A 25490-nucleotide genomic window follows, 5' to 3' on the forward strand; every position below is an offset into this window, starting at 1 on the left:
GGAAGAATCACAAATAAATAGAGGAATGTGTGACAGAAGAACAGATTATTAATAAAGGAATTGAGGTTGTTAGGATTGAATCTAAAGCTGTCCAGGATTTAGTCAACAGTATTGATAATAATTTTGTTAGAGCTGTTCAAAAAATTTATGATGCAAAGGGAAGAATTGTTTTTACGGGTATCGGCAAATCCGGAATAATTGCCCGTAAGATCGTAGCCACAATGAATTCTACAGGTACTGCCGCGATTTATATGCATCCAACTGATGCGCTTCATGGCGATCTTGGAATGGTTCGCAACGATGATATAGTAATTTTTATTTCGAAGAGCGGGCATACGGAAGAATTACACAAACTAATGCCAATGTTAAAGCGAATCAATGTTACAATTATAGGAATGCTTGGAGAAGTGAATTCCAAACTCTCGAAGGATTGCGATATTGTCCTTAATGTAAGCGTTAAAGAAGAAGCATGCCCGTACGATCTTGCACCTACGGCATCCACAACATCGGCGCTTGTTATGGGAGATGCGCTTGCCATTACTCTTTTAGAAATGCGCGGATTTACTGCAGAAGATTTTGCACTCCTTCACCCAGGCGGCAGTTTGGGCAAACGGCTCTCACTCAAAATTTCGGAAATCATGATAAAGGGAAAGGATGTTCCGGTTGTAATTGAAAATGCATCCATTAAGGATACAATATTAGAAATTACCTCAAAGCGACTTGGAACGACTTGCGTCGTAAATGAAAATGGAATTTTGACCGGTGTTATAACTGATGGAGATTTACGCAGACTTTTGGAAAAGACTCTCGATATCAAAAATTTGACCGCAGTTGATCTGATGACTAAGAATCCCAAGACAATCAGTAAAGAATTTTTAGCTTCGTTCGCAATTCAGCAAATGGAAAAATTTAATATAACATCATTGATTGTAGCGGATAAACTCAATAAACCGGAAGGTATCCTACATTTGCATGATCTAGTGAAACTTGGTTTACAATCAAGATGAAAAAATATTTTTTTTCTTTGATCGTTTTAACTTTCCTTCTTTCTTGTTCCAAAGAAAAAATTGAGCCGCAGGTAGAAAAGTCTATTGTTCAAGGAGAAATACCTTCAAACGAAAGCTGGAATTCCAAAATGATTTTTTCTGATGATGGGAAGATAAAAGCAATTCTTTATTCAAATCATTTAAAAATGTTTGATCAGCAAAAACTCACTCTGCTCGATGGGGTTAAGATTAATTTTTATAATAAAGAACAAAAAAATACTTCATGGTTAAGTTCGCTCAGGGGTAAAGTTAACGATTTGACAAAAGATATGTACGCAATTGACAGTGTTGTGGCTTTGAACGACAGCGGCACCGTGGTCAAAACAAGCGAATTGATGTGGCGCAATAAAGATCAGAAAATTATTACCGATAAATTTGTTACCATTACATCACCAAAAGAAATTATCCAAGGATTTGGTTTGGAATCGGATCAATTTCTGGAGAACTACAAAATCTTCAACGTTACCTATTCCAAAACTAGGCCTGGTATTGTAAAATGACTCTGCGCTTTATCATATTATTTTTCTTGATCTTGGTCGGAAGCATTTGTGCACAATCTTCTGAACCGCTTCAAATTAAAGGCGCCTCTTTTTCCGGCCGTGTTGTAAATGGAGAGACCATTCAAGAGTTTGAAGGAAATGTTATAATAATTCAAGGTGCAGTTAGAATCACCTGCAATAAGGCAATCCAGTTTGTTGCGCGCAACGAAGCGGAATTAATTGGAAATGTAATTGTAACTCAAGACAGTATTATTATTAAAACTGAACACGGTTTTTATGACGGCAATAAAAAAGTTGCATTCTCGAAAGTCGGTATTGCTTTAACAGACGGACATGTTCAACTGGAATCTAAAAATGGGTATTATTATTTCGATGAAAAGCACTCCTACTTTTATGAAGATGTAAAACTTCACGATTCGGCATCCAATATGAGTTCAGATCATCTCAATTACTTTGATGATAACGATAAAGCAGTTGCAGTCGGCAATGTTCAGGTAACCGACACCTCATCAACCGTTTTTGCCGATAGTTTAATTCATTTCCGGAATACTGATGAGACGTATGCATTTAAAAATATAAGAATCTATAATCCTTCCAATCGTTTGGCAATTTTTGGAAATAAACTTGAAGACTTTGGCAAAAAGAATTATTCCAAAATTACAGATAAACCATTTTTAGTCAGGATTGACACAACCGAAACCGGTCAACTCGATACGCTTGTAATTTCTTCCAAGACAATGGAATCATTTGACGACAGCACAAATAAGCTTGTTATAACCGATTCGGTGAAAATAGTCCGTAAAAATTTTGCATCGCTCAATGGTAAAACATTTTATTATAAAAAAGGTGATCGCATCGAAACTTTCCGGAGAGAAAACGATGCACTACCTCCCGTTATATGGAATGAAGAAACACAAATGTCAGGCGATTCAATTTCGTTATTTATGAAAGATAAACGGTTGCAAATGATAAATATTGAAGCAAATGCTTCGATCATTACAGCCAACAAGGATTCTGTAAACCGATTTGACCAAATCTCCGGTAAAAATATTAAATTGTTTTTCAATAAAGACGGGTTGGAAAGAACCGAAGTAGAAGGGAACGCATTAAGTATTTATTATATGTACGAAGAGAATGAACCGAACGGATTAATTAAATCGAGCTCAGCAAAGGCAAAAATCTTATTCAAGAATAAAAATGTTTCCAATGTCAGATTTTATGGTAAGCCGGTAACAGAATTTCATCCCGAAAATTTAATTGTTGGTAAAGAAAAAGATTTTACTATTCCAACATTTAGGTTATTTTCAAATAGACCAACAAAAGAGAATCTGCTTTTCAATCGGCAGGATATTCTTACATACTTAATTAAGGATTTACAATATTATGCCGGAAAACTTAACACTAAGAAGTGATAATCTTAAAAAGGTTTATAAGAAAAGAGCCGTGGTGAATAATGTCTCTGTTCAAGTCCAGCAGGGAGAAGTGGTCGGTTTACTTGGACCTAACGGTGCAGGAAAAACAACCACATTCTATATGATCGTGGGAATGATAAAACCGAATGCCGGGAAAGTCTATTTGGAAAGTAAAGAAATTACTGATGAACCGATGTACAAACGCGCCAAGATGGGAATAGGATATCTGCCGCAAGAAGCATCTGTGTTTCGCAGGTTGAGTGTGGAAGACAATATTATGGCGGTATTGCAAATGATGAAGCTTACCAATGACGAAAGAAAAGAGAAACAGGAATCATTATTGAAGGAACTTGGAATCGTGAAAGTCAGAAAGAATCTTGGTTTTCAATTAAGCGGCGGGGAAAGAAGACGCTGCGAAATCGCCCGAGCGTTAGCGACTAATCCAAAATTTATTTTACTGGATGAACCATTTGCGGGCGTGGATCCTATTGCCGTTGAAGATATTATGAATATTGTTGCAAATCTAAAAAATAAAGGGATCGGCATATTAATTACGGATCATAATGTTCACGAAACATTAAGTATTGTTGACCGTGCATATATCTTGCTTAACGGACAAATATTTAAAGATGGGACTGCAAATGTCCTGGCAGAGGATGCAGATGTTAGAAAATTATATCTTGGGGAAAAATTTAAGTTGGATCGTTATACTTAACGTGTTGCGTGAATTAAAAAACATTGTTTAATAAACTGTTGAAACAGTTAAAGAAAACTCTTTTTCATTGATTAACCCCGCGATTAATCGCGGGGTTAGAAACACAAGACGCAATGTTAGAACCGTTTTAACGGTTTATATTCTACTTCACACAACCGGTTATACTTAATATTTGGCGAATATTAAATAGGAAATCACAATCACAAAAGAAAAATAGAGAAAAATCCAGCCTGTAGTTTTCATCCTTTTTTTCCAGATCAACTTTCTCATATAAGTTATAGTTGATTCCTCATCCCGTTTATAATCACCTTTGTCAACAGACCATTTATAAAAATTGTTTCGATTCAGTTTGTTCATTGTTTCCGTTATCCCCATTTTCTAAGAGATTATTTTTTTTATATGTGTTGGATCTAATCTAATTATATAATAAAATTTCAATTAGAAATTATTTATTAAATTCGCGAATAATTTTTTGTATCTCTTCTTCTGATATTCCGGTTCCCAAAACTGCTTTCTCTGAAGTTTTGTTAAATTTTTGACCGGTGTTACTCATCAAACTTACATTTGGATTGCCTGCGCGTGCCCGTAATCTTTCTTCAATTTGTTTTGTAAAATTCCCCTCCTGGTATCCGCTTTTCATGTTTATTGTCGAAGGAAGATCAAAAGAGTTTACACAATTGCCGGGGTTTACCGGATGTATTTCGAAAGCAAGTGTTTTAATATTCATCAGATGTTTGGCTGTTACATTTTCTGAAATTATTGAGCCACCCCATGTACCAGGTCCTAAAGTCATTGAAGGCATTAATCCGGTTGTATAACCCACAGCGCCAACCGAGGACGGTGTGTTTACAACAATTCTAAATGCTGGTTTCTCAAGAGCAAACTTCATAATTATTTCTTTATCGTTAGAATGAATTGCCATTGTATGACCAATTCCGCCAAATTGTAAAAGCTCAATAGAGCGATGACATCCTTCCATCCAGCCGTCAACAGTATAAAACGCAAGCATCGGAGATAATTTTTCAATTGATAGCGGTTCCTCTTTTCCAACACTACTGCATTCTGCAATAAGAACTGTTGTTTTATCCGGAACAGTGAAACCCGCATAATTTGCAATCCATGCTGCGGATTTTCCAACAATATCTGCGTTTAATTTTGCACCGCGGGCAACTTTGTCCTCTAATTTTTTCTTCTCTTCATCATTAACAAAATAGCAACCGATCCGTTTAGCTTCTTCAATAACTTTATCTTTAATAGAACGGTCAACAATCATTGCCTGCTCGGAAGAACATAACGTTCCATTGTCAAAAGTAGTTCCATAAACTATGTCTGCAACCGCTTTCTGATAATTCGCACTTTTTTCTATGAATGCCGGAACGTTTCCTGAACCAACTCCATATGCAGGTGTGCCGGAGCTATAAGCAGCATAAACCATCGGCATTCCTCCCGTGGCAAGAATTACAGCAATGTTTTTATCTTTCATTAACGCATTTGTACCTTCAAGAGTTGGAATTGATAAACATTGTATCAATCCTTTAGGTGCGCCCGCTTTTTCAGCGGCATCCGCTACGACCTTCAATGCTTCGGTTGTACATCTAAGAGCTTTTGGATGGGGCGATACAATAATTGCGTTTCTGCATTTCAAAGAAATTATTGCTTTGAACATCGCAGTGGAAGTTGGGTTTGTTGAAGGTACAAGCGCTGCAACAACTCCCATTGGTTCGGCTATCTTAATAATTTTGCCGTCTTTTTGAACGTCAATCACACCGACGGATTTCAAATCCTTTATTGATTCCCAGACATCTCTTGTGCCGAATTGATTTTTGATAACTTTATCAGCCACTTTTCCAAAACCGGTTTCTTCATAAGCCAATTTAGCAAGGCGTTCGGCTTCTTTGAATCCGGCATCTGCCATAGCTTTTACAATTTTATCAACTTGTTCTTGATTGTAATACTTAAATTCTAGTTGGGCTTCTTTTGCTCTTGCGGCAAGTGTTCTGGCTTCCTGTATAGATTGAAGGTCTTTGTCAAAATTCATAAATGCGCCTGTTATTTTCTGGGCTAAATATAAAGCAAGAGGGGACAAAGTTCAATCTTGGGTTTGATGAACAATCTGATCTTTTACTCTAAGAGGATTAAGAAGTACTAAAATGAAAATATCCGGAGATCTACAAATAAATTATTTGATGATTTCTTTTAAATTCTGATAGCCGCTTTTACTAACCGGTAACTTCACTCCATCATGAAGCAGAACCCGGTACGAATCCTTTTCAAATAATTCTATCTGTTTGATTGCTGTAAGCTTAACAAAATATGAGCGGTGAATTCGGATAAACTCCGCACCATTCAAATTTTCCTCAAAATATTTCATCGTTTTCTGTTTAAGAAAATTTCCTTTTTCGGTGTAAAGCATTGTGTAGTCATCCTGAGCTTCAATATATCTTATATCATCTGTCGGGATGATAATTATTTTCTGTCCGTTCTTTATTACCACGCGGTCCAAAAATTCATCACGTTTTTCAACGGCTTTTACCAGCCCGTCCAATTTCTGTTTAGCCGGAGATATATTGGTGATAAGTTTAAGGGCTTTATTAAATGCTTCGGCAAATCTTTCTTCAGAGAATGGTTTTAAAAGGTAATCCGTTGCATTGGCATCAAAAGCTTTGAGAGCATATTGATCGAACGCGGTTGTAAAAATGATTACCGGCGGTTCTTCTAAAATTTCCAGCATCTCAAATCCGGTTAGCTTAGGCATTTGAATATCGAGAAAGATTAAATCCGGTTTAAGTTCGTTGATCTGTTTGATTCCTTCGAAACCATTTGAACATTCGGCGAGCAATTCAACATTTTCGAACTTTTTCAAGTAGCTTTTAATTATTTCACGACCGAGCGTTTCGTCATCAATTATTACAACTCTTATCTTCTTTTTTGGTCCCATGTCATCCAACCGGTATAAAAATGTTTACACTAAATCGATTAGTCTCTTTTTGAACAGTTAAAAGATTTTCTTGATTATAAATTAATTTTAATCTATTACGGATATTTTTAAGTCCAATTCCTTCACCCTTCCGCGGAATTGATTCCGGATCAAAGTTGTTTTCAATTGTAATTTTAAAATATTCATTTTCCATTCCGCAAGAAAGTTTAATTGTGACTTTGTCCAAACTTTCATAAACACCGTGTTTTATAGCATTCTCTAAAATCGGTTGAAGTATCATGCTTGGAACTTCCATCTCCTTGCATTCAATTTTAATATCTTCAATGAATTCAAATTTTTCGGCAAAACGCACCTTTTCAATGTCGAGATAGAGTTTTGCGTTATTAATTTCTTCGATAAGTTTATTTTTTTGTTTCTCATTTTTAGATAAGATGCTTCTAAGAAATGAAGAAAGTTTTATCGTCATCTCCTGTGCTTGTATTGGATTGGAAATAGTCAATGAGCTGATCGAATTCAAACTGTTGAAGATAAAGTGTGGATTGATCTGATATTTTAAAGTTTTCAATTCGGCTTCTTTAACAAGAGCATTCAACTCAACTTCTTTCAAAAGTTTCTCTTGAAAATTATTGTAGTAAATGATCACATAATCTACTGCAATAATTACCGTATAGAAGAGAATGCCAATTAAAAATCTCCAGACGAGAGATTTAAGAAGAAAATCCGAGTAAACTTTATCGCCCGTTATGAGATTAATAATTGTATAGTATCCAATAAGAATCCACAAACCTGAAGTAATTACTGCCGCGGCAATATGATTTAGAAAAACTTTTGACGTGGAATAATTTTCCAAGGAATTGAAACTAACCGTGAACCAAAAACTTAGACCAAGCGCCATATACAAGAAATTAAAAACCAAGCTGTCGCAATAGGCATTAAGCAGTTTTACATTTAAGAAATATGTAAGTAATAGAACCTGCGCTTGAGAGATAAAAAACCAGATGCTGAAGTAAAGTGCACGGATTTTTTTATTACTAATAAATGGGTTGCTCATTTTTTACTCTTGAATTATTAATAAAGCAGTTCGCCGCCGCCGAATAACGCAACACCTTTGATAATTAACATGCCTTCGCTTTTTTCCTCGCTATGAATATGTGCGAACCGTTTATCTTCGAAGCCGCCAAAGATAGAAGTGACATTTAATATTACTTTCCAATTTTGCGGAACACGAATATTCGTTCCACCGAATAATGTGGTTATCTCTAAAATGTTTTCACTTGGTGAAAGTTTTGAATTTGTTAAATCCAATTTTGTTCCCCCAAATATTGTCGTAATATTACCGCCGCGGAAATTATCCGAACGGATAACTTTATTAGTTGAGTTAAAGATGTTTACTTCATCCAAAAAATCATAAAAATTAGAAGCTGTTTGCGATTGACGTTCTTCCTGCGGCGGCATCTCTCTAGTTGATTCTTTTCCGCTATTTGAGAAATGAGAATGATGGATTGATGATTTCCCGTTTCTTCTGAGTATAAGCCAGAGTCCCATGAATAAAAGTGCGATTGGCCATAGATCGCTGAAATCAAATTGAGAAAAAAACGGGATGTGACGAAGCATTCCAAATGCGCCGATTCCAACAAAGATGTATCCCAAAAAATTATCGCGATGATTTATGATCAAGACAATTCCGATGATTAGGAATATTGAATGCCATGAAAAAATCATATGGCTAATATCAAATCCGTAAAACCATGGAAACCCAAAATTTTCAAGAAGAAATAAAGCGCCGATGGCTATGAAAATTATCCCGGCCCAGGTTCTTCCATTTGTGTTTTGCATTTTAACCTCCAACAAAAAATTTTATCAAGTATAAACACTATACTTATGCTAAAAAGAATCAGAATATAGTTTTAACTTCTCCGCCGCCGAAAACAACCAACCCTTTAATAACGAGAGTTCTTCCTTCCTGAAATGCTTTGTTTGGATCTTTGCTTCTTTTATCTCCAAAACCTCCGAAGATTGGAAGAACATCTAGAACTACTTTCCAATCATGAGGGACAATAATTGTTGTTCCTCCAAAGACTGCAGTTACTTCAATAAAATTTTCACCTTCTGCAAGTTTGCAGTTAGCAAGGTTTATTTCCGAACCGCCAAAAATTGATGTGATATTACCGCCTCTAAAATTATCGGAATGGATTACTTTATTTCCGCCTCCAAAAATATTTACACTGTCTACGTAATCATTTCCGCTTGCCGGTTGACCGGATTGTCCTTCGAAAGTGGATTTGATTGAAAACCTGTTATGTCGGAGGCGTTCCCTTCCGAAAATTATGTATAAGCCAATCATTACAAAGATCAGCGGCCATAGTTCCGGCAAAAGGTTGAATAATCCTATCGCGATGAAAACAATTCCTGCCGTTCTGTTTCGTGAAAGGAAAAAGAAAAGAATACCGAGCAGAATGAAAAAATATTCCCATGTTAAATATTCGTATGGGAAGTCAAATAAATCGTAATTGCGCAGAAAGAATAATCCGCCGATTAGAATGAGTAATATCCCAATAATTACTCTTCCATGAAATTTAGGCGTTTCCATTTTTAGTCTCCTTTTTTGATCTTCACTTCTTTTGACGGCAAAGATAGGTTGTTGTTATATGTTTTTTGATAGAAAATCGGCGAACTGCAGTGATTTATCGGTAAATGACGGAATGATGTTCTGTCTATGGTGATATATAGTCAGGTTACACTAGTTTCAAATTATAAAATGGTTTCAATCAGTTTCTGCAATACAAAATGATTAATTGCATCTAAGACAATTCACAAATGTTGTCATGTTTTTTTTCTTCTAAGTTCCACTTTAATGGATTTTGTTCAATGTATCTTCTGATGTTATTTAATTCTTTTTCGTCACGGATGATTCTCTCATAAAAACGTGGCTGCCATGAAAATTTGAGATACCCAATTTCATGGATTCTTTTTGAAGTTGCGGATTTATATGAACGTATAATTGTTGAGAGTGAACCGAATTTTGGAGTTATTTCAGAAAATTTGTTATTTGTAGAGACGTTGCGCGCAACGTCTTTACTGTTATTTGTTATAATAATTATTCCATGAAGATGGTTCGGCATAATAACAAAATAATCAAGTTCTACATTCGATCGGATCAATTTTGTCTTTAACCATTCTTCTTCTGCAATTTGCCCCATTCTATTTTGGACCATCTTTTCACTTTCAATATTCCCGAAATATTCAGTATGGTCTTTGGAATTTATCGTTACATAATACCACCACGGGTTTGAATAATCCCACCCATTTAGCCTCGTCGATTCAATTCGATATTGATTTTGGAATAGCGTCATAATAATTCGAACTATTAAATAAAAACGGTTCTCGAAAACTTAATCAATCAAATTAGGTTCAGCACTTGTCGGCAATTCATGCACATCTTTCAGTTGTCTTTCTATTTTTCTGGACGACTTAGCTGCTTCATCAATTGTATTGCTGGCTTCCTGAAGTTTCTTCTGCGTTTTATCCAGAACATCTCCAAATTTTCCAAATTCATTTTTTACGATGCTTAAAATTTTCCAAACTTCACTTGAACGTTTTTCAATTGCTAATGTTTTAAAACCCATCTGCAAACTGTTTAACAATGCTGCAAGAATCGTAGGTCCTGAGACAACAACGCGGTATTCCCGCTGTAAAAATTCTGCAAGACCGGGACGGCGTAATACTTCGGCATATAATCCTTCGATTGGTAAAAACATAATTGCAAAATCTGTTGTATTAGGAGGATCAAGATATTTTTCGGCAATCTTTTTTGCTTCTCCTTTAATACGTGCTTCAATTGCTTTGTTAGCTTCGTTAATTGCTGCAATGTTTGCCAAATCCTGAGCGTCGAGCAGCCGCTGATAATCTTCCACCGGAAACTTTGCGTCAACTGGGAGCCAGACAATTTCGCTTTTGGTTAAATCCCTTCCCGGTAATTTTATTGCAATTTCAACACGGTCGTTGCTTCCTTTTTTTGTGGCAACGTTTTTTTCATATTGTTCGCGTGTAAGGATCTGATCAATCAAATTTTCAAGTTGTATTTCACCCCATCCACCGCGAGTTTTTATATTTGAGAGAACATTTTTCAAATCGCCTACTCCGCGGGCAAGTTCCTGCATATCTCCTAATCCTTTATAGACTTGTTCAAGCCGATCGCTAACTAATTTAAATGATTCACCGAGACGCTTTTCCAAAGTATCGTGTAATTTTTCATCAACCGTATGACGCATCTCTTCCAATTTCTTTTCATTCTTATCCTGAATTTCTTTTAGCTGGGATTCAACTTTCTCCTGCAGCTTATCAAATTTTTGTTCATTCATCTGTGTAAGTGAATTCATCTGTTTCGCAAATATATCAAGCTGATTTTTTTGTCCTTTTGATATTTCTCCGATGGTTGAAGAAATCTGCTCACCGAGTTTTAATATTGACTCATTAACTTCCTCTCGTTGTGATTTTGCATTCTTTGATGATTCCTCTCTGTTGCGAGCAATTTCATCCCGGAACGACCGGTCCATTTTTTCAAACCCATCCTTAATCTCACTTTGACCGCCGGTTGATAGTTTTTTGTTAATTATAAAAAAGAAAATAATAACTGAGATTAAAGTCACAATTGCGAGGATGATCGAGATTTCATTCATAATTTTACCATATAATTAGGAGTTGAGTAGAATTGCCACGGCTTATTTATCAAATATTTTGTTATTCAGCAAATCAATTATTCATTAAATTTAGAAAGCAATTCTTGGAAAACAATAATGAAGAGATGGAAAAAAATATTAATTGGCATTTTAGCATCGTTGGCAATAGTAATTCTCGTGGTTTTTTCTCTTTCTTATTACATGCTCAAAAAATCTTTACCTCAATATGAAGGTGAGAAAAAAGTTAAAGGATTGCGTGCTGATGTAGAAATTTACCGTGATGGATACGCTGTCCCGATGATTAAAGCCGAAGACGATGAAGACGCCGCATTTGCTCTAGGTTACGTTCATGCTCAGGAGCGTTTGTTCCAGATGGATATCGCACGCAGAGCGGGAGAGGGACGCCTAAGCGAAGTCTTAGGAGCCAAAACAATCCCGATCGATCAAATGTTTAGGACAGCCGGCATTTATAAAATCGTTAAAGAAAATTATGATAAACTGAATCCGGTCTCAAAAAAAATATTGGAAGCTTATTCGAAAGGAGTAAATGCTTTTATTAATGAAGCAAAGGGAAATTATCCCGTTGAATTCGATGTGCTCGGTTACGATCCTTATCCATGGAAGCCCGAACACAGTTTGATGATTGCAAAACTAATGGGATGGGAATTAAATATAAGCTGGTGGACAGATATTACTTTTTCGCAATTGGTTCAAAAATTTGGCGATGAAAAAGCGAAAGAATTAATACCGGATTTTCCAGAGAACTCTCCAACTATAATTCCATCTGATATTAAAAGTTTTGCTGCAATAACAAATGACTTAATGAAAGTGGACCAGCAATTTAGAAATTTAACCGGCTTCGTCGGTACACACATCGGTTCAAACAACTGGATTGTTAACGGCAAAATGTCGGCATCCGGTAAACCGATAATTGCTAACGATCCTCATCTAGCGTTCACTGCACCTGGAAGGTGGTTCCTGGCAATGATTCGAAGCAACGATTGGAACGCGGAAGGATTTACTATTCCGGGTTTGCCTGCAATTGTAATTGGGAAAAACCAGAATATAGCCTGGGCAATGACAAATGTTATGGCGGACGACGCCGATTTTTATGTAGAGAAAATTGATTCAACCGGAAAGAATTATTTTTTGAACGGAATTTGGAAACCGTTGGTTATTCAGAAAGATACAATTCACGTTAAAGATTCATCAAGTGTGATTTATGAAATAAAACGGACTCATCGGGGGCCGATAATCACGGATATCCATCCGTTCAGAGTAATGTATCCAAACACGGGCGTGAAAACGGCACAGATGAGTATGCGATGGACTGGGCAAGAATTTAGCGATGAAATGTTTGCGGCAGTGTCTATCAATAAATCAAAAAATTGGAATGAATTCCAAAATGCGGTTCGTTACTTTACTGTACCGGGGCAAAATTTTGTCTATGGTGATAAAGATGGAAATATTGGATACATCTGTGCTGCAAAATTGCCAATTAGGTCTTCCAACAGTTCAACATTGATTAATGACGGTACAACAGATGCAAATGATTGGAAAGGATTTGTTCCATATGAAGAGATGCCGAAGTTATTTAATCCATCGCAAAATTTTATTGCATCAGCCAACAATAAGACAATACAAAATTTCATGTATCATATTTCAAATATTTGGGAACCGTCATCCCGCATAGAAAGAATTACCGAACTGCTTAACTCAAAACCAATTCAATCAAAAGAAGATTTCAAAAAATATCAGAATGATTTTGTCTCGCCCTACGCAAAGAAACTTACTTCTTATATAATGTCTGCATTTGATAGTGTGAAAGTTACAGACAAGAATTTATTGCTTACACTTGAGCTATTTAAAAATTGGGGATTCAAAATGGATGCGGGAAGTCAAGTGCCCACTATTTGTACTCGCTTCTTCCAATATCTAATTAAAAATATATTTGAAGATGAAATGGGAGACGATCTTCTTAAAGAATATGTTTTTATTGCGAATGTTCCGTACCGGATTATTCCAAAAATGTTGGAAGAAAATAATTCCTCTTTTTTTGACGACATACGAACCAGCCAAGTTGAAACCCGCAACATTATTATAAGAAAAAGTTTAGTTGATGCGCTTTCTGATCTTGAAAAAAATTACGGAATGGATATAAAAAACTGGCAATGGGGAGATGTTCATAAAGTTACTTTCAAACATATGTTTCATGATGTTTCTCCTTTGCTCGATAATATTGTAAATATCGGTCCGTTCAGTATCGGTGGTGACGGAACCACAATTTTTAATACAGAATATTCATTCCCGGAATTGTTTGAACAGACACGTGAATTAACAAAACCACATCGTTCCGAACCTTACTCAAATATTCTCGGTCCTTCGATGCGTTACATTTTTGATTTTGCCGACCCAGATCATCTTGAATATATAATGCCTACAGGCGAGTCGGGACATTTTATGAGCAGTCATTACAAAGATATGACCAATATGTGGCTTAATGGAAAGTATATTAAACTTCCATTGAAAGAGGAAGAGTTCATTAAATCGTCAAAGCAAGTATTGCGGCTGCTGCCTGAATAAATTATTAATCGAAGAAGAAGTTAATTGAAAAAATATTAAATTCGTCTCAAACAAAATGAGCCCCAATGAAAGTAATTGAACATCTTGAAAAAGCTAAAGATACTTTGATAAGTTTTGAAATTATTCCTCCCAAACGAGGCGGTAATATTAAACAGCTTTTACAAGTTCTTGAAGACATCGTAAAATACAATCCGCCGTTCATTGATATTACAAGTCATGCAGCAGAAGTTGTTTACGAAGAGACTGCTGTGGGCGGAATGCAAATGAAGATAAAACGTAAACGTCCGGGAACGCTCGGAATCTGCGCACTGATTCAAAATAAATATAATATTGATGCAGTCCCACATGTGTTGTGTACCGGCTTTACTCGGGAAGAGACGGAAGATTTTCTTATCGAACTTCATTATTTAGGAATTGATAACGTCCTTGCAATACGTGGCGATGACAGCGATTATAAAAAACCGGTTAAGTTTGGCAGAAGTATAAATGAATATGCAGTTGATTTAATTAAACAGCTTTCCTCAATCAACAAAGGAAAATATCTTGAAGAAGGATTGTTGGATGCTCAGCCGATGAATTTTTGTGTCGGTACAAGCGGCTATCCGGAAAAACATTATGAAGCGCCGAATCTTTTAACAGATATTAGAAACACGAAAGCAAAAGTTGATGCGGGTGCTTCATACATTGTTACACAAATGTTTTATAATAACAAAGCATACTTTGATTACGTTGATTTATGCCGGAAAGAAGGAATTACAGTTCCAATTATTCCGGGATTGAAAATTATTACATCTCAAGCGCACGTAAAATCTTTACCTAAGAATTTTTATATCGACATACCGCAAGAACTTGCCGATGAAATCCAATCTGCTAAACCAGAGCATATAACTGAGATAGGAGTTAATTGGACTGCGAAACAAGTTGAAGAATTATTGAATAAAAATGTTCCGGCAATCCATTTTTACATTATGCAAAGTTCTTCTCCAATGAAAATGCTCATGAAAAAACTAAAAATTTGAGTTAGATAAAATGATCAATTCAACCAGGCTAAAATTTTCAGATGCAATTACTCGTAAATTAAAATGGGGAGTAGCAGGCTGCAGCAGTTTTGCGGAGAATTCATTTCTTCCCGCATTGCAGTTAGCCCAACGCAGCAAATTAATTTCTGCTTATAGTCACGATCTAACACGTGCCAATAATATTGCTAACAAGTTTGGTGCACCTAATGCATTTAATGATTTTGATGCTTTTCTTAGGAGCGATATTAAAGCAGTTTACATCTCTAGTATTAACTCAGATCATTTTTGGCAAATACTTAAAGCTGCAAAAGCGGGGAAAAATATTTTATGCGAACGGCCAATCACGTTAAATTCATCTCAAGCAGAAGAAATTGTCCAAGTCTGTAAGGAAAACAATGTAATACTTGTAATTAATCATCTACACCGTTTTCATCCCCTGGTACAAAAAGCAAAAGAATTAATCGATAAGCAGATGCTTGGTAAAATTGTTTCAATCTCGGCTTCATACAATATTGATTACGCACCTGATAATAATTTTAGATTTAAAAAAGATTTAAGCGGCGGCGGTGTATTACGAGATCTCGGTTCCGATATGATTGATATGCTTGCTTACTTCGGCGGTGAGATTATGGAAGTAAAAGCTTTTATGGATAACATAATTTACAAAAGTGAGGTTGAAGATTTTGCATCGGCTCTCGTAAAATTTAAAAATAGCGGCTACGGGTATTTCAACATTTCGTACAATGCAAAGAAGGCACATAATCGAATTGAGATTTTGGGTTGTAACGGCTCAATTGCTATTGAGAATTTTTTGGGCAAGAGACATCTTGCAACAAAATTAATTATAGATCTTCAAGGTGAGGCAAAAAAAGTTTTTCGGAAGAGAACCAATAAATTATTATTCTTAATTAGGTCGGTTCAAAGAACATTTATTAAACATGAAGCACCACTTGTTACATGCGAAGACGGATTAACTAATATTCGCTTAATAGAAAAAATTGAAAAGCAATGCAGTCTTGAAAAAGTTAAAGAAAATCTTATATAAATTTAAGTAAAGAATTTTATCTTTGTTGTAAGCCTTGCCATTCAAAACATTTTGAGAAACTAAATGTCGAACAACAATATCAATGTTGCACTTCTGGTTGGCGGAACGTCACCTGAAAGAGAAGTTTCGAAGAACACTGGGAAATCAATTCTTAAAGCATTATATGATCTCGGTTATAAAGTAAAAGTAATAGACCCGGCATTCGGTTTGAATCAGCCAAAAGAGATTGAAAAATTTTTTGAAGAGAAAGATTTTACAGAAAGAACAAATAGAAATTTTGTTGAAGCAATTAATTCTACAATGTTTGATGATGTTGATGTTGCGTTTATCGGACTTCACGGAAAGTGGGGAGAAGATGGAGCGCTTCAATCTCTTCTGGAACTCCGCGGCATAAAATATACCGGTTCAAAAATTCTTGCCAGTTCACTTGCAATGGATAAATCAATGGCAAAGGTTATGTTTCAGCACTTTGATGTAAATACACCGCGCTGGTTTGTTGTAAATCAAAATGATTCTGATTTCGAACTTATGAAAACAAAAATCAAAAAATTCTTTGGCTATCCTTGTGTCATCAAACCTAACGATGAAGGTTCTACGATCGGATTAACAATCTGCCGGGGTGATGTGGAAGTATCTCAAGCAGTTACAAAAGCCCAGCAATTTTCTAAAAAAGTTTTAGTTGAAGAATATATCCCCGGACACGAATTGACGATTGCTGTTATTGATCAACGTGCGCTGCCGGTTTTAGAAATAAAACCAAAGAGCGGATTCTATGATTACGAAAATAAATATACTCAAGGGCGAACAGATTATGTCGTACCAGCTGAGATTCCTCAAAAAGTTGCCGAGCATTTGCAGCACCAGGCTTTACTTGCATTTAATTCCATCGGATGTGAAAGTTATGCGCGTATCGATTTTAGGGTCACGAATGATTTTAAATCTTACTGTCTTGAAGTAAATACTCTTCCCGGTATGACAAGTACTTCACTTGTACCTAAAATGGCAAAAGCCGCCGGAATCAGTTTTGAAGATTTAATCGACCGGATTATTAAAAATTCTCTTTCATGAAAACGATTAATTATAAACTTCTCATTCGCATTTTTCTTGCAGTCATATTTTTAGCCACTCTTTCATTCTTGTTGTTTAATGAAAATGGCTTTTTGAAATTTTTAAAAATGAAAAATGAATTGAGAGTACTTAACGAAGATATTAGAAAAGCAGAAGAACGAATTGAAGCACTTGATGCCGAAATAGATTCTTTAAAAACCAGCAAGACAAAAATTGAAAAAGTTGCCCGCGAAAAATTTGATATGATGAAGAAGAATGAGAAAGCATTCAAGATTGATGAGAATTAGGTCTATACGTGAAAGAAAAAATTAAATCTCCCGCGATACCTCTCGCCGAAAGGTGCAGGCCAAAGACCTTGGATGAATTTCAAGGGCAGGAAAAGTTGGTTGGTCTTGGCAAGCCTCTTAGGACAATGATTGATTCGGATTCGCTTAGTTCGATTGTTCTGTGGGGACCGCCCGGAACCGGCAAAACAACACTTGCCAAAATTATCTCGGAATCAACCAACTCTGACTTTTACCAGATAAATGCAGTTTCTTCCGGCGTTAAAGATATCCGCCAGATAATCGATTTAGCAAAACAAAATCTTCTTCATTTCAAACGTACAATTCTTTTTATTGATGAAATACACCGCTTCAACAAAGCTCAGCAAGATGCTTTGCTCTCTTCTGTTGAGAGTGGCGAAATTATCCTGATAGGTGCTACAACTGAAAATCCTTCGTTTGAAGTTATTCCCGCTTTACGTTCTCGCGTTCGGGTTTTTGTTCTTGAAGAACTTTCTAAGAATGATCTTCAAAACATTCTCAATTACGCATTAACTAAAGATGAATTTCTCAAATCACAAAATTTAATTTATGTGGATTCAGATTTTCTTTTTTTCGTATCAGGAGGAGATGCGAGAATATTGCTGAATATATTAGAAGCCTCAGTTAGTCAAGAGATAGAAAAAGATGAAATAAAAATAACTAAGGAAGTAATTGAAAATGTAATTCAGCGGAAAAATATTCTTTATGATAAAGCCGGTGAAGAACACTACAATATAATTTCTGCATTTATAAAAAGCATCAGAGGTTCTGATCCGGATGCAGCAGTTTATTGGATGGCAAGAATGCTGGAAGGAGGAGAAGATCCATTATTCATTGCCCGCAGAATGGTTGTGCTTGCATCAGAAGATATTGGTAATGCGTCGCCGAATGCATTGCTGTTGGCTGAAGCGGCATTTAGTGCGGTTCATAAGATTGGAATGCCCGAAGCGAGAATAATTTTGTCGCAGTGTGCGACGTATCTTGCATCGTCTCCCAAAAGCAATTCTGCATACATGGCAATTGATACTGCTCTTGGCGATGTTAGACATTTGCCACAATATCAAGTCCCGTTAAATCTCAGAAATGCCCCAACCAAATTGATGAAGGAATTGAATTACGGAAAAGAGTATAAATATCCCCATTCGTTCAATAATAATTTTATAGCCGAAAATTATTTGCCGGAAGAGTTAAAGGAGAAACAATATTATCTTCCATCTGAAAATGGAAATGAAAAAACAATTAAAGAAAGATTAAAAAGTTTATGGAAGGATAGAAAAAAATATTAACATCGGACAAACATTTTACCAGGCAATTGTTTCACCAATCCTTTGAATTCCAAAGTCAACAAATTCACTAGACAGTCGGCAGTACTCATTGAAGAAATAGTTGCGATTTCATCAATTTGTTTCGGCTCCGTGTTTATTACATTTATAAGTTTTTCTTCAAACAGGTTTAATTCAACACTAGGCATAGGAATATTTTTTCCAATTTCAGGTTTTAATTGTAATTGCAACTCGAGTAAAATGTCTTCAATAGATGTCACCAATTTAGCCTCGCCGTTTTGAATCAATTTATTTGGACCTTCACTTTGATTAATGTTAATATTTCCGGGAATAGCAAAAACTTCTCTATTCTGATCAAGCGCATAAGCCGCAGTTTGCATTGCCCCGCCATTTAGTTTTGTCTCAATTACCAATGTTCCAAGCGATAAACCGGAAATAATTCTGTTTCTCCGCGGAAAATTCTGTGCGTCTGGTTTTGTTCCAAGTCCGAACTCAGAAATGACTAATCCTTTTTCCTTTATTTGTTCAAATAGTTTTTTATTCTCCGGAGGATAAACAATATCCAATCCTGTCCCTATCACGGCTATAGTTCTGCCTCCGGCTTTTAATGCCGCTTCATGGGCAAATGAATCAATTCCTCTTGCTAGACCACTTACAACGGTAATGTTTTTATTCGCGAGCCCCGTAGAAAATTTTTCAGCTTGAAGCTTGCCATAGGGAGATGGTAATCGTGTTCCTACTATTGAAACGGAATATTTATCATACTCAGAGAAATTTCCTAATGTATAAATGATTAATGGCGGAAAATAAATTTTTCTTAGAATATCTGGATAGTTTTCGTCCCAATATGTAATTAACTTTCCGCCAATTTTCTTAAGCGAATCTAATTCATGCTCTAACTCTTCTTTAATTCTTAACAAATTATTTTTAGAAGTATGAATTTTTGTTGCAAGAATTTTGCTAATTCCCTCAACATGTAATAGATCATTAAAATCAGCTTTAAGAATTGGTTCGAATTCTCTGAATTGAGATAAAAGAGAGAAAATTTTTTGAGGTCCAATGCCCTCAATATTAAGTAAGAGTTTAAGGTAAGATAAATTTTCGTAAGTAATTTTAGACAAAGTTTTATGTAGTGAAATTATTCTTCTGCTATTTCGAGGTTATCTACAACAGCAATCACCATTGTATTAACCGGTGCGTTCCCATGCCCCAATATTTGTTGAACTGCATCACCTTCTTGAACGATAATAACATTGTCACCAATACCGGCATCGACAAGATCGAGCGCAATCAAATCCTTATCCCCGATCATCTTGAAATTCAAGTCAACTTCATGCGCTAATAAGAGTTTATGGCCAGTCAAAAATTTATTTTTTGGAGTTGAGACAATATTCCCTTTAATTTTGGCGAGAAACACTTATTCCTCTTTTCTTTTTGATGAAGGTTTTAGAAAAATAGAAAGTGGAATTAGAATTAAATAAACGATTAATAGAACAACTGGAGAAACTGACATGGATAATGTGCTATTCCAAGCACCATTCATCATGAAATAGTATCCAATAATTAAAACAACCAGGCTAATAATCAAAAAAGAATAATTCGTCTTTTGCCAGTAATCAGTGAATGGTGATTTTGTAAGTTTTTTCTGATCCTTTATATTTTTTATTGGTTTAGACATTTCACCTCAATTTTAATTTACTCAAAGTTAGTAACCATTAATTTTCAATTTGTTTGTAAACCTTTTTAGAATCCACCGTCAAAATAATTAACTTTCATTTAAAAAACCTAAGATATAAATCTGTATCAGGGTAGTTGATAACAATATATATTTCTTATTTAACCCTTGCTGACAATGCATAATTCACATTATTTTAGAACGATTAATAATAAAAGAGAATTAATAATAATTACAATAATTTCATTTATTTTCATTAATTAATTTGCAAAGTACAAATTGTTGACGTAAATTTACGGCCCATTAAAAAAGCAGTTGTTATAAAAAAAGATTTTTTTATAAGTTTTTCAAAAAAATCTTGACAAAAGAAAAAAATAAGTATAAGTTTGACATCCACGTTTAATTAAGTTCTTTGATAGAGTGAGTGACTAAAGAAATTCTTTAGTAGTTTAGCTTTGTTGATTCAAAATTTTTACAAACTCTACAACGGAGAGTTTGATCCTGGCTCAGGACGAACGCTGGCGGCGTGCCTAACACATGCAAGTCTACGAGAATGAGGTAGCAATATCTCTAGTAAAGTGGCGCAAGGGTGAGTAATATGTAAGTAATTTACCCATGGGTTTGGAATAACTTCGAGAAATCGGCGCTAATACCAAATAATGCAGCGGCACCACATGGTGATGTTGTTAAAGTTGCAGCAATGTAACTCCTATGGATAAGCTTGCAGCTGATTAGCTAGTTGGTAGGATAATAGCCTACCAAGGCAACGATCAGTAGCTGGTCTGAGAGGATGATCAGCCACACTGGAACTGAGACACGGTCCAGACTCCTACGGGAGGCAGCAGTGAGGAATATTGGGCAATGGACGAAAGTCTGACCCAGCAACGCCGCGTGGAGGATGAATGCCGTAAGGTTGTAAACTCCTTTTGAAAGGGACGAATAACTATATTTCGTAAGGATTATAGTCTGACTGTACCTTTAGAAGAAGCCCCGGCTAACTACGTGCCAGCAGCCGCGGTAATACGTAGGGGGCAAGCGTTGTCCGGATTTACTGGGTGTAAAGGGCGTGTAGGCGGGTTTGTAAGTCAGAGGTGAAAGCCTGCAGCTTAACTGCAGAACTGCCTTTGATACTGCATATCTTGAGTTCGGAAGAGAGAAGCGGAATTCCAGGTGTAGTAGTGAAATACGTAGATATCTGGAAGAACACCAGTGGCGAAGGCGGCTTCTTGGTCCGTAACTGACGCTGAGGCGCGAAAGCGTGGGGAGCAAACAGGATTAGATACCCTGGTAGTCCACGCTGTAAACGATGAATACTAGGTGTTGGATGCATTAGTATCCAGTGCCGCAGCTAACGCATTAAGTATTCCACCTGGGGAGTACGATCGCAAGGTTGAAACTCAAAGGAATTGACGGGGGCCCGCACAAGCAGTGGAGCATGTGGTTTAATTCGATGCAACGCGAAGAACCTTACCTAGGCTTGAAATCTCGCAACGAGCGCAACCCCTACCATTAGTTGCCATCAGGTTATGCTGGGCACTCTAATGGGACTGCCTACGCAAGTAGTGAGGAAGGTGGGGATGACGTCAAGTCAGCATGGCCCTTACGTCTAGGGCTACACACGTGCTACAATGGGCGCTACAACGGGTTGCCAAGCCGCAAGGTGGAGCCAATCCCTAAAAGGCGTCCTCAGTTCGGATTGGAGTCTGCAACTCGACTCCATGAAGCTGGAATTGCTAGTAATCGCGGATCAGCACGCCGCGGTGAATACGTTCCCGGGCCTTGTACACACCGCCCGTCAAGCCATGGAAGCCGGGGGTACCCAAAGCCAGTGACCTAACCGCAAGGAAGGAGCTGTCTAAGGTAAAACCGGTGACTGGGGCTAAGTCGTAACAAGGTAGCCGTACCGGAAGGTGCGGCTGGATCACCTCCTTTCTAAAGAGAATTCAACATTAAACTACTATTGATTCTTAGTTACTCACTCTTTTTTTTCCTGAGCAGCTCTGGCTGCTGTGAGATAATCACGGGCCTGTAGCTCAGTTGGTTAGAGCGCACGCCTGATAAGCGTGAGGTCAGTAGTTCAACTCTACTCAGGCCCACTTAGGGTGCGTATAACTATAACACACCCAGAAGAAATTCTGGGGCTATAGCTCAATTGGGAGAGCGCCGCCCTTGCAAGGCGGAGGTTAACGGTTCGATCCCGTTTAGCTCCACTAGTTTTTTTTGTTCTTTGAAAGATTGAAAGAGTAGAAATTATTGTAAAATAATTTCACTGAGTCTAGTAAAAAAATAACATCTATCTTGTGATAAAAATTTTTTTGGCTAAGTTATTAAGGGCATATGGTGGATGCCTTGGCACAAAGAGGCGATGAAGGACGCAGTTACCGGCGATACGCCACGGTGAGGTGGAAGCAACCTAATACCCGTGGATTTCCGAATGGGGCAACCCTTCTCAAGTAATGTTGAGAAATTCTCATCTGAATTCATAGGATGAGTAAAGCAAACCCAGAGAACTGAAACATCTAAGTACCTGGAGGAAGATAAAACAATAGTGATTTCCTGAGTAGTGGCGAGCGAAAGGGAAACAGCCAAAACCATTCAACATGTTAAAGGACGTAACCGTTGTGTTGTTGGTGTTGTGGGATGTTTTCGGACTGAATTACGAATAAGTCGAGAAGTCAAAAACTATATTATTAACTGAATATTCTGGAAAGTTTAACTATAAAGGGTGATAGTCCCGTAGGTGAAAATATTATAGCTTCTTTGAAAACATTCCCTAGTAACACGGAATAAGTGGAAGTCTGTGTGAATCTAGGAGAACCATCTCCTAAGGCTAAATACTCCTTTGTGACCGATAGTGCATAAGTACCGTGAGGGAAAGGTGAAAAGTACTCCTAACAGGAGAGTGAAATAGTACCTGAAACCATATGCTTACAAGCAGTTGGAGTGGAACTTCGGTTCTATGACAGCGTGCCTTCTGGATAATGAGCCTACGAGTTAGTCGTCCGTTGCAAGGTTAATTAGCTAAGCTAAGAAGCCGTAGCGAAAGCGAGTCTGAATAGGGCGATTTAGTAACGGGCGCTAGACGCGAAACCGGGTGATCTACCCTTGTCCAGGATGAAGTGAGGGTAAAACCTCATGGAGGTCCGAACTAGTGTGGGTTGAAAACCGCTTGGATGAGGTAAGGGTAGGAGCGAAAGACCAATCAAACTCGGAGATAGCTCGTATTCCTCGAAATAGCTTTAGGGCTAGCGTCGAGTAAAAGTGTAAAGGAGGTAGAGCACTAATTGGGCTAGGGCTGTCACAACGGTACCAAACCCAGATAAACTCCGAATTCCTTATACATGTTTCTCGGCAGTCAGGCAGTGGGGGATAAGCTTCATTGCCAAAAGGGAAACAACCCAGATCATCAACTAAGGCCCCCAAATAGTAGTTAACAGATAAAGGATGTTAAGTTGCTTAGACAACTAGGATGTTGGCTTAGAAGCAGCCATTCATTTAAAGAGTGCGTAATAGCTCACTAGTCAAGCGACTTAGCGTCGACAATACCCGGGACTTAAACTACTTGCCGAAGTTATGGGCTTCAATTTATTGGAGCGGTAGAGGAACATTCTATTCTGCATTGAAGGTGTGTCGCGAGGCATGCTGGAGCGAATAGAAAAGCAAATGTAGGCATTAGTAACGATAAATACGATGAAAAATCGTGTCGCCGAAAATCTAAGGTTTCCTGAGCAATGTTAGTCATCTCAGGGTTAGTCGGACCCTAAGCCGAGGCTGAAAGGCGTAGGTGATGGAAAACAGGTCAAAATTCCTGTACCTGGTGTAAATCGTTTGACCGTAAGGAGAGACACAGTAGTGAAAGATCAGCCACCTGTTGGATTAGGTGGTCTAAGTATGTAGGTGGAGAGTGTAGGCAAATCCGCATTCTCTTAACACCGAGGTACGAACGGGAGTCCTTTGGACACAAACTGATCCTAAGCAGACTGTCGAGAAAATCTTCGTGCGGGAGATTTGTATCAGTCCGTACCGCAAACCGACACAGGTAGATGGGATGAATATTCTAAGGCGCTCGAGTGAGCCGTGGTTAAGGAACTCGGCAAATTAACCCCGTAAGTTAGCAAGAAGGGGTGCCTCAAGTAAGTGAAACTCCCGCGAGTCTAGCTGAAAGAGGCCGCAGATAAATGGCCCAAGCGACTGTTTAACAAAAACACATGTCTCTGCTAAGTCAATTCAGACGATGTATAGGGACTGACACCTGCCCGGTGCTGGAAGGTTAAGGGAAGAGGTTAGCGCAAGCGAAGCTTTGAACCGAAGCCCCAGTAAACGGCGGCCGTAACTATAACGGTCCTAAGGTAGCGAAATTCCTTGTCGGGTAAGTTCCGACCTGCACGAATGGTGTAACGATTTGGGCACTGTCTCAACCACGGGCTCGGTGAAATTGTGGTACCGGTGAAGACGCCGGTTACCCGCATATGGACGGAAAGACCCCGTGCACCTTTACTGCACCCTAACATTGGGTTCGGATAAAGCATGTGTAGAATAGGTGGGAGACTTTGAAACCGGGGCGCTAGCTTCGGTGGAGTCAACTGTGAAATACCACCCTTGTTTTATCTGGATTCTAACCTCAACCCATGAATCTGGGTTAGGAACAGTGTTAGGCGGGTAGTTTGACTGGGGCGGTCGCCTCCCAAATTGTAACGGAGGCTCTCAATGGTTCCCTCAGCATGGTTGGTAATCATGCGTCGAGTGCAAAGGCATAAGGGAGCTTGACTGCGAGACATACAGGTCGAGCAGATGCGAAAGCAGGACTTAGTGATCCGGCGGTAGTGAGTGGAAATGCCGTCGCTCAAAGGATAAAAGGTACGCCGGGGATAACAGGCTGATCTTACCCAAGAGTTCATATCGACGGTAAGGTTTGGCACCTCGATGTCGGCTCATCGCATCCTGGGGCTGAAGAAGGTCCCAAGGGTTTGGCTGTTCGCCAATTAAAGCGGTACGTGAGCTGGGTTTAAAACGTCGTGAGACAGTTTGGTCCCTATCTGGTGTGGGCGTAGGAGAGTTGAGAGGAGCTGTCCCTAGTACGAGAGGACCGGGATGGACGAACCGCTAGTGTTCCGGTTGTGCCGCCAGGCGCAGCGCCGGGTAGCCATGTTCGGACCGGATAACCGCTGAAAGCATCTAAGCGGGAAGCCGACCTCAAGAATAGCTCTCCCGGACCGTAAGGT

General features: G+C 37.8%; 21 protein-coding genes, 2 tRNA genes and 2 rRNA genes. 14 read left to right on the plus strand and 11 right to left on the minus strand.

Going from position 1 to position 25490, the window contains the following annotated elements:
- Positions 1-29 precede the first annotated feature (29 nt).
- Genes NTX65_14590 through lptB form a run of 4 tightly spaced genes read left to right on the plus strand, consistent with a single transcriptional unit; the run spans position 30 to position 3673 of the window.
- Positions 30-1007 carry a KpsF/GutQ family sugar-phosphate isomerase gene (locus NTX65_14590; GenBank protein MCX6170571.1) on the plus strand — a complete coding sequence of 326 codons (978 nt, stop codon included), beginning with the start codon at positions 30-32 and terminating at the stop codon, positions 1005-1007.
- Positions 1004-1546 carry an LPS export ABC transporter periplasmic protein LptC gene (gene lptC, locus NTX65_14595; GenBank protein MCX6170572.1) on the plus strand — a complete coding sequence of 181 codons (543 nt, stop codon included), beginning with the start codon at positions 1004-1006 and terminating at the stop codon, positions 1544-1546. The genes NTX65_14590 and lptC overlap by 4 nt, the downstream gene beginning before the upstream one ends.
- On the plus strand, positions 1543-2958 hold the full coding sequence (locus NTX65_14600; GenBank protein ID MCX6170573.1) for a hypothetical protein: 1416 nt from the start codon (positions 1543-1545) through the stop codon (positions 2956-2958). Before lptC ends, NTX65_14600 begins: the two co-directional genes overlap by 4 nt.
- The gene (lptB, locus tag NTX65_14605) at positions 2930-3673 is read left to right on the plus strand and encodes an LPS export ABC transporter ATP-binding protein (protein ID MCX6170574.1); all 744 of its coding nucleotides are present in this window, start codon (positions 2930-2932) and stop codon (positions 3671-3673) included. Before NTX65_14600 ends, lptB begins: the two co-directional genes overlap by 29 nt.
- 165 nt (positions 3674-3838) lie before the next feature.
- Here the strand turns inward: lptB and NTX65_14610 are convergent, their stop codons facing one another.
- The 8 genes from NTX65_14610 to rmuC all read right to left on the minus strand — a co-directional run bounded on the left by NTX65_14610 (position 3839) and on the right by rmuC (position 11290).
- Positions 3839-4030, minus strand: a complete 192-nt coding sequence (locus NTX65_14610) for a hypothetical protein (protein ID MCX6170575.1) — start codon at positions 4028-4030, stop codon at positions 3839-3841.
- 88 nt (positions 4031-4118) lie between these two features.
- Positions 4119-5711: an acetaldehyde dehydrogenase (acetylating) gene (locus tag NTX65_14615; GenBank protein ID MCX6170576.1), complete on the minus strand. Its 1593-nt coding sequence runs from the start codon at positions 5709-5711 to the stop codon at positions 4119-4121.
- Positions 5712-5852: 141 nt separating this feature from the next.
- Positions 5853-6611 carry a LytTR family transcriptional regulator DNA-binding domain-containing protein gene (locus tag NTX65_14620; protein MCX6170577.1) on the minus strand — a complete coding sequence of 253 codons (759 nt, stop codon included), beginning with the start codon at positions 6609-6611 and terminating at the stop codon, positions 5853-5855.
- 1 nt (position 6612) lies between these two features.
- Positions 6613-7662: a histidine kinase gene (locus NTX65_14625; GenBank protein MCX6170578.1), complete on the minus strand. Its 1050-nt coding sequence runs from the start codon at positions 7660-7662 to the stop codon at positions 6613-6615.
- 17 nt (positions 7663-7679) lie between these two features.
- Entirely contained in the window at positions 7680-8447 is a 768-nt protein-coding gene (locus NTX65_14630; protein ID MCX6170579.1) for a LiaF-related protein, read from the minus strand.
- Between the two features lie 58 nt (positions 8448-8505).
- Positions 8506-9201, minus strand: a complete 696-nt coding sequence (locus NTX65_14635; GenBank protein MCX6170580.1) for a LiaF-related protein — start codon at positions 9199-9201, stop codon at positions 8506-8508.
- A 211-nt stretch (positions 9202-9412) separates the two neighbouring features.
- Entirely contained in the window at positions 9413-9964 is a 552-nt protein-coding gene (locus NTX65_14640) for a hypothetical protein (protein MCX6170581.1), read from the minus strand.
- 39 nt (positions 9965-10003) lie between these two features.
- The gene (gene rmuC / locus NTX65_14645; protein MCX6170582.1) at positions 10004-11290 is read right to left on the minus strand and encodes a DNA recombination protein RmuC; all 1287 of its coding nucleotides are present in this window, start codon (positions 11288-11290) and stop codon (positions 10004-10006) included.
- A gap of 117 nt (positions 11291-11407) precedes the next feature.
- Between rmuC and NTX65_14650 the strand changes: the two genes are divergently transcribed.
- The 6 genes from NTX65_14650 (at position 11408) to NTX65_14675 (ending at position 18596) form a co-directional block, all read left to right on the plus strand.
- Positions 11408-13873 (plus strand): penicillin acylase family protein, encoded by a 2466-nt coding sequence (locus tag NTX65_14650; protein MCX6170583.1) that lies wholly within the window; start codon positions 11408-11410, stop codon positions 13871-13873.
- A gap of 65 nt (positions 13874-13938) precedes the next feature.
- Positions 13939-14892 carry a methylenetetrahydrofolate reductase gene (locus tag NTX65_14655; GenBank protein MCX6170584.1) on the plus strand — a complete coding sequence of 318 codons (954 nt, stop codon included), beginning with the start codon at positions 13939-13941 and terminating at the stop codon, positions 14890-14892.
- A 10-nt stretch (positions 14893-14902) separates the two neighbouring features.
- Complete coding sequence (locus NTX65_14660) at positions 14903-15937, plus strand: Gfo/Idh/MocA family oxidoreductase (protein MCX6170585.1); 1035 nt, start codon at positions 14903-14905, stop codon at positions 15935-15937.
- A gap of 63 nt (positions 15938-16000) precedes the next feature.
- Complete coding sequence (locus NTX65_14665; GenBank protein ID MCX6170586.1) at positions 16001-17005, plus strand: D-alanine--D-alanine ligase; 1005 nt, start codon at positions 16001-16003, stop codon at positions 17003-17005.
- The gene (locus NTX65_14670; GenBank protein MCX6170587.1) at positions 17002-17292 is read left to right on the plus strand and encodes a septum formation initiator family protein; all 291 of its coding nucleotides are present in this window, start codon (positions 17002-17004) and stop codon (positions 17290-17292) included. Before NTX65_14665 ends, NTX65_14670 begins: the two co-directional genes overlap by 4 nt.
- 8 nt (positions 17293-17300) lie before the next feature.
- Positions 17301-18596 carry a replication-associated recombination protein A gene (locus NTX65_14675; GenBank protein ID MCX6170588.1) on the plus strand — a complete coding sequence of 432 codons (1296 nt, stop codon included), beginning with the start codon at positions 17301-17303 and terminating at the stop codon, positions 18594-18596.
- On the opposite strand, the gene dprA is transcribed toward NTX65_14675, so the two are convergent.
- From dprA to NTX65_14690, 3 genes are read right to left on the minus strand one after another with little or no spacing between them, the layout of a single operon-like run.
- Positions 18593-19714 carry a DNA-processing protein DprA gene (gene dprA / locus NTX65_14680; protein ID MCX6170589.1) on the minus strand — a complete coding sequence of 374 codons (1122 nt, stop codon included), beginning with the start codon at positions 19712-19714 and terminating at the stop codon, positions 18593-18595. The genes NTX65_14675 and dprA overlap by 4 nt on opposite strands.
- Positions 19715-19731: 17 nt before the next feature.
- Positions 19732-20010: a EutN/CcmL family microcompartment protein gene (locus NTX65_14685; protein ID MCX6170590.1), complete on the minus strand. Its 279-nt coding sequence runs from the start codon at positions 20008-20010 to the stop codon at positions 19732-19734.
- Positions 20011-20271, minus strand: coding sequence for a hypothetical protein (locus NTX65_14690; GenBank protein MCX6170591.1), 261 nt, complete (start codon positions 20269-20271; stop codon positions 20011-20013).
- Between the two features lie 480 nt (positions 20272-20751).
- On the opposite strand from NTX65_14690, the gene NTX65_14695 reads away from it, so the two are divergent.
- From NTX65_14695 to NTX65_14710, 4 genes are all read left to right on the plus strand, one after another.
- Positions 20752-22200, plus strand: a 16S ribosomal RNA gene (locus NTX65_14695).
- A gap of 90 nt (positions 22201-22290) precedes the next feature.
- Positions 22291-22364 (plus strand) — tRNA-Ile (locus NTX65_14700).
- A 41-nt stretch (positions 22365-22405) separates the two neighbouring features.
- A tRNA-Ala gene (locus tag NTX65_14705) sits at positions 22406-22478 on the plus strand.
- Between the two features lie 107 nt (positions 22479-22585).
- Positions 22586-25490, plus strand: a 23S ribosomal RNA gene (locus NTX65_14710); the annotation flags it as partial.

This window comes from Ignavibacteriales bacterium (assembly GCA_026390795.1).
Classification (GTDB): domain Bacteria; phylum Bacteroidota; class Ignavibacteria; order Ignavibacteriales; family Melioribacteraceae; genus Fen-1258.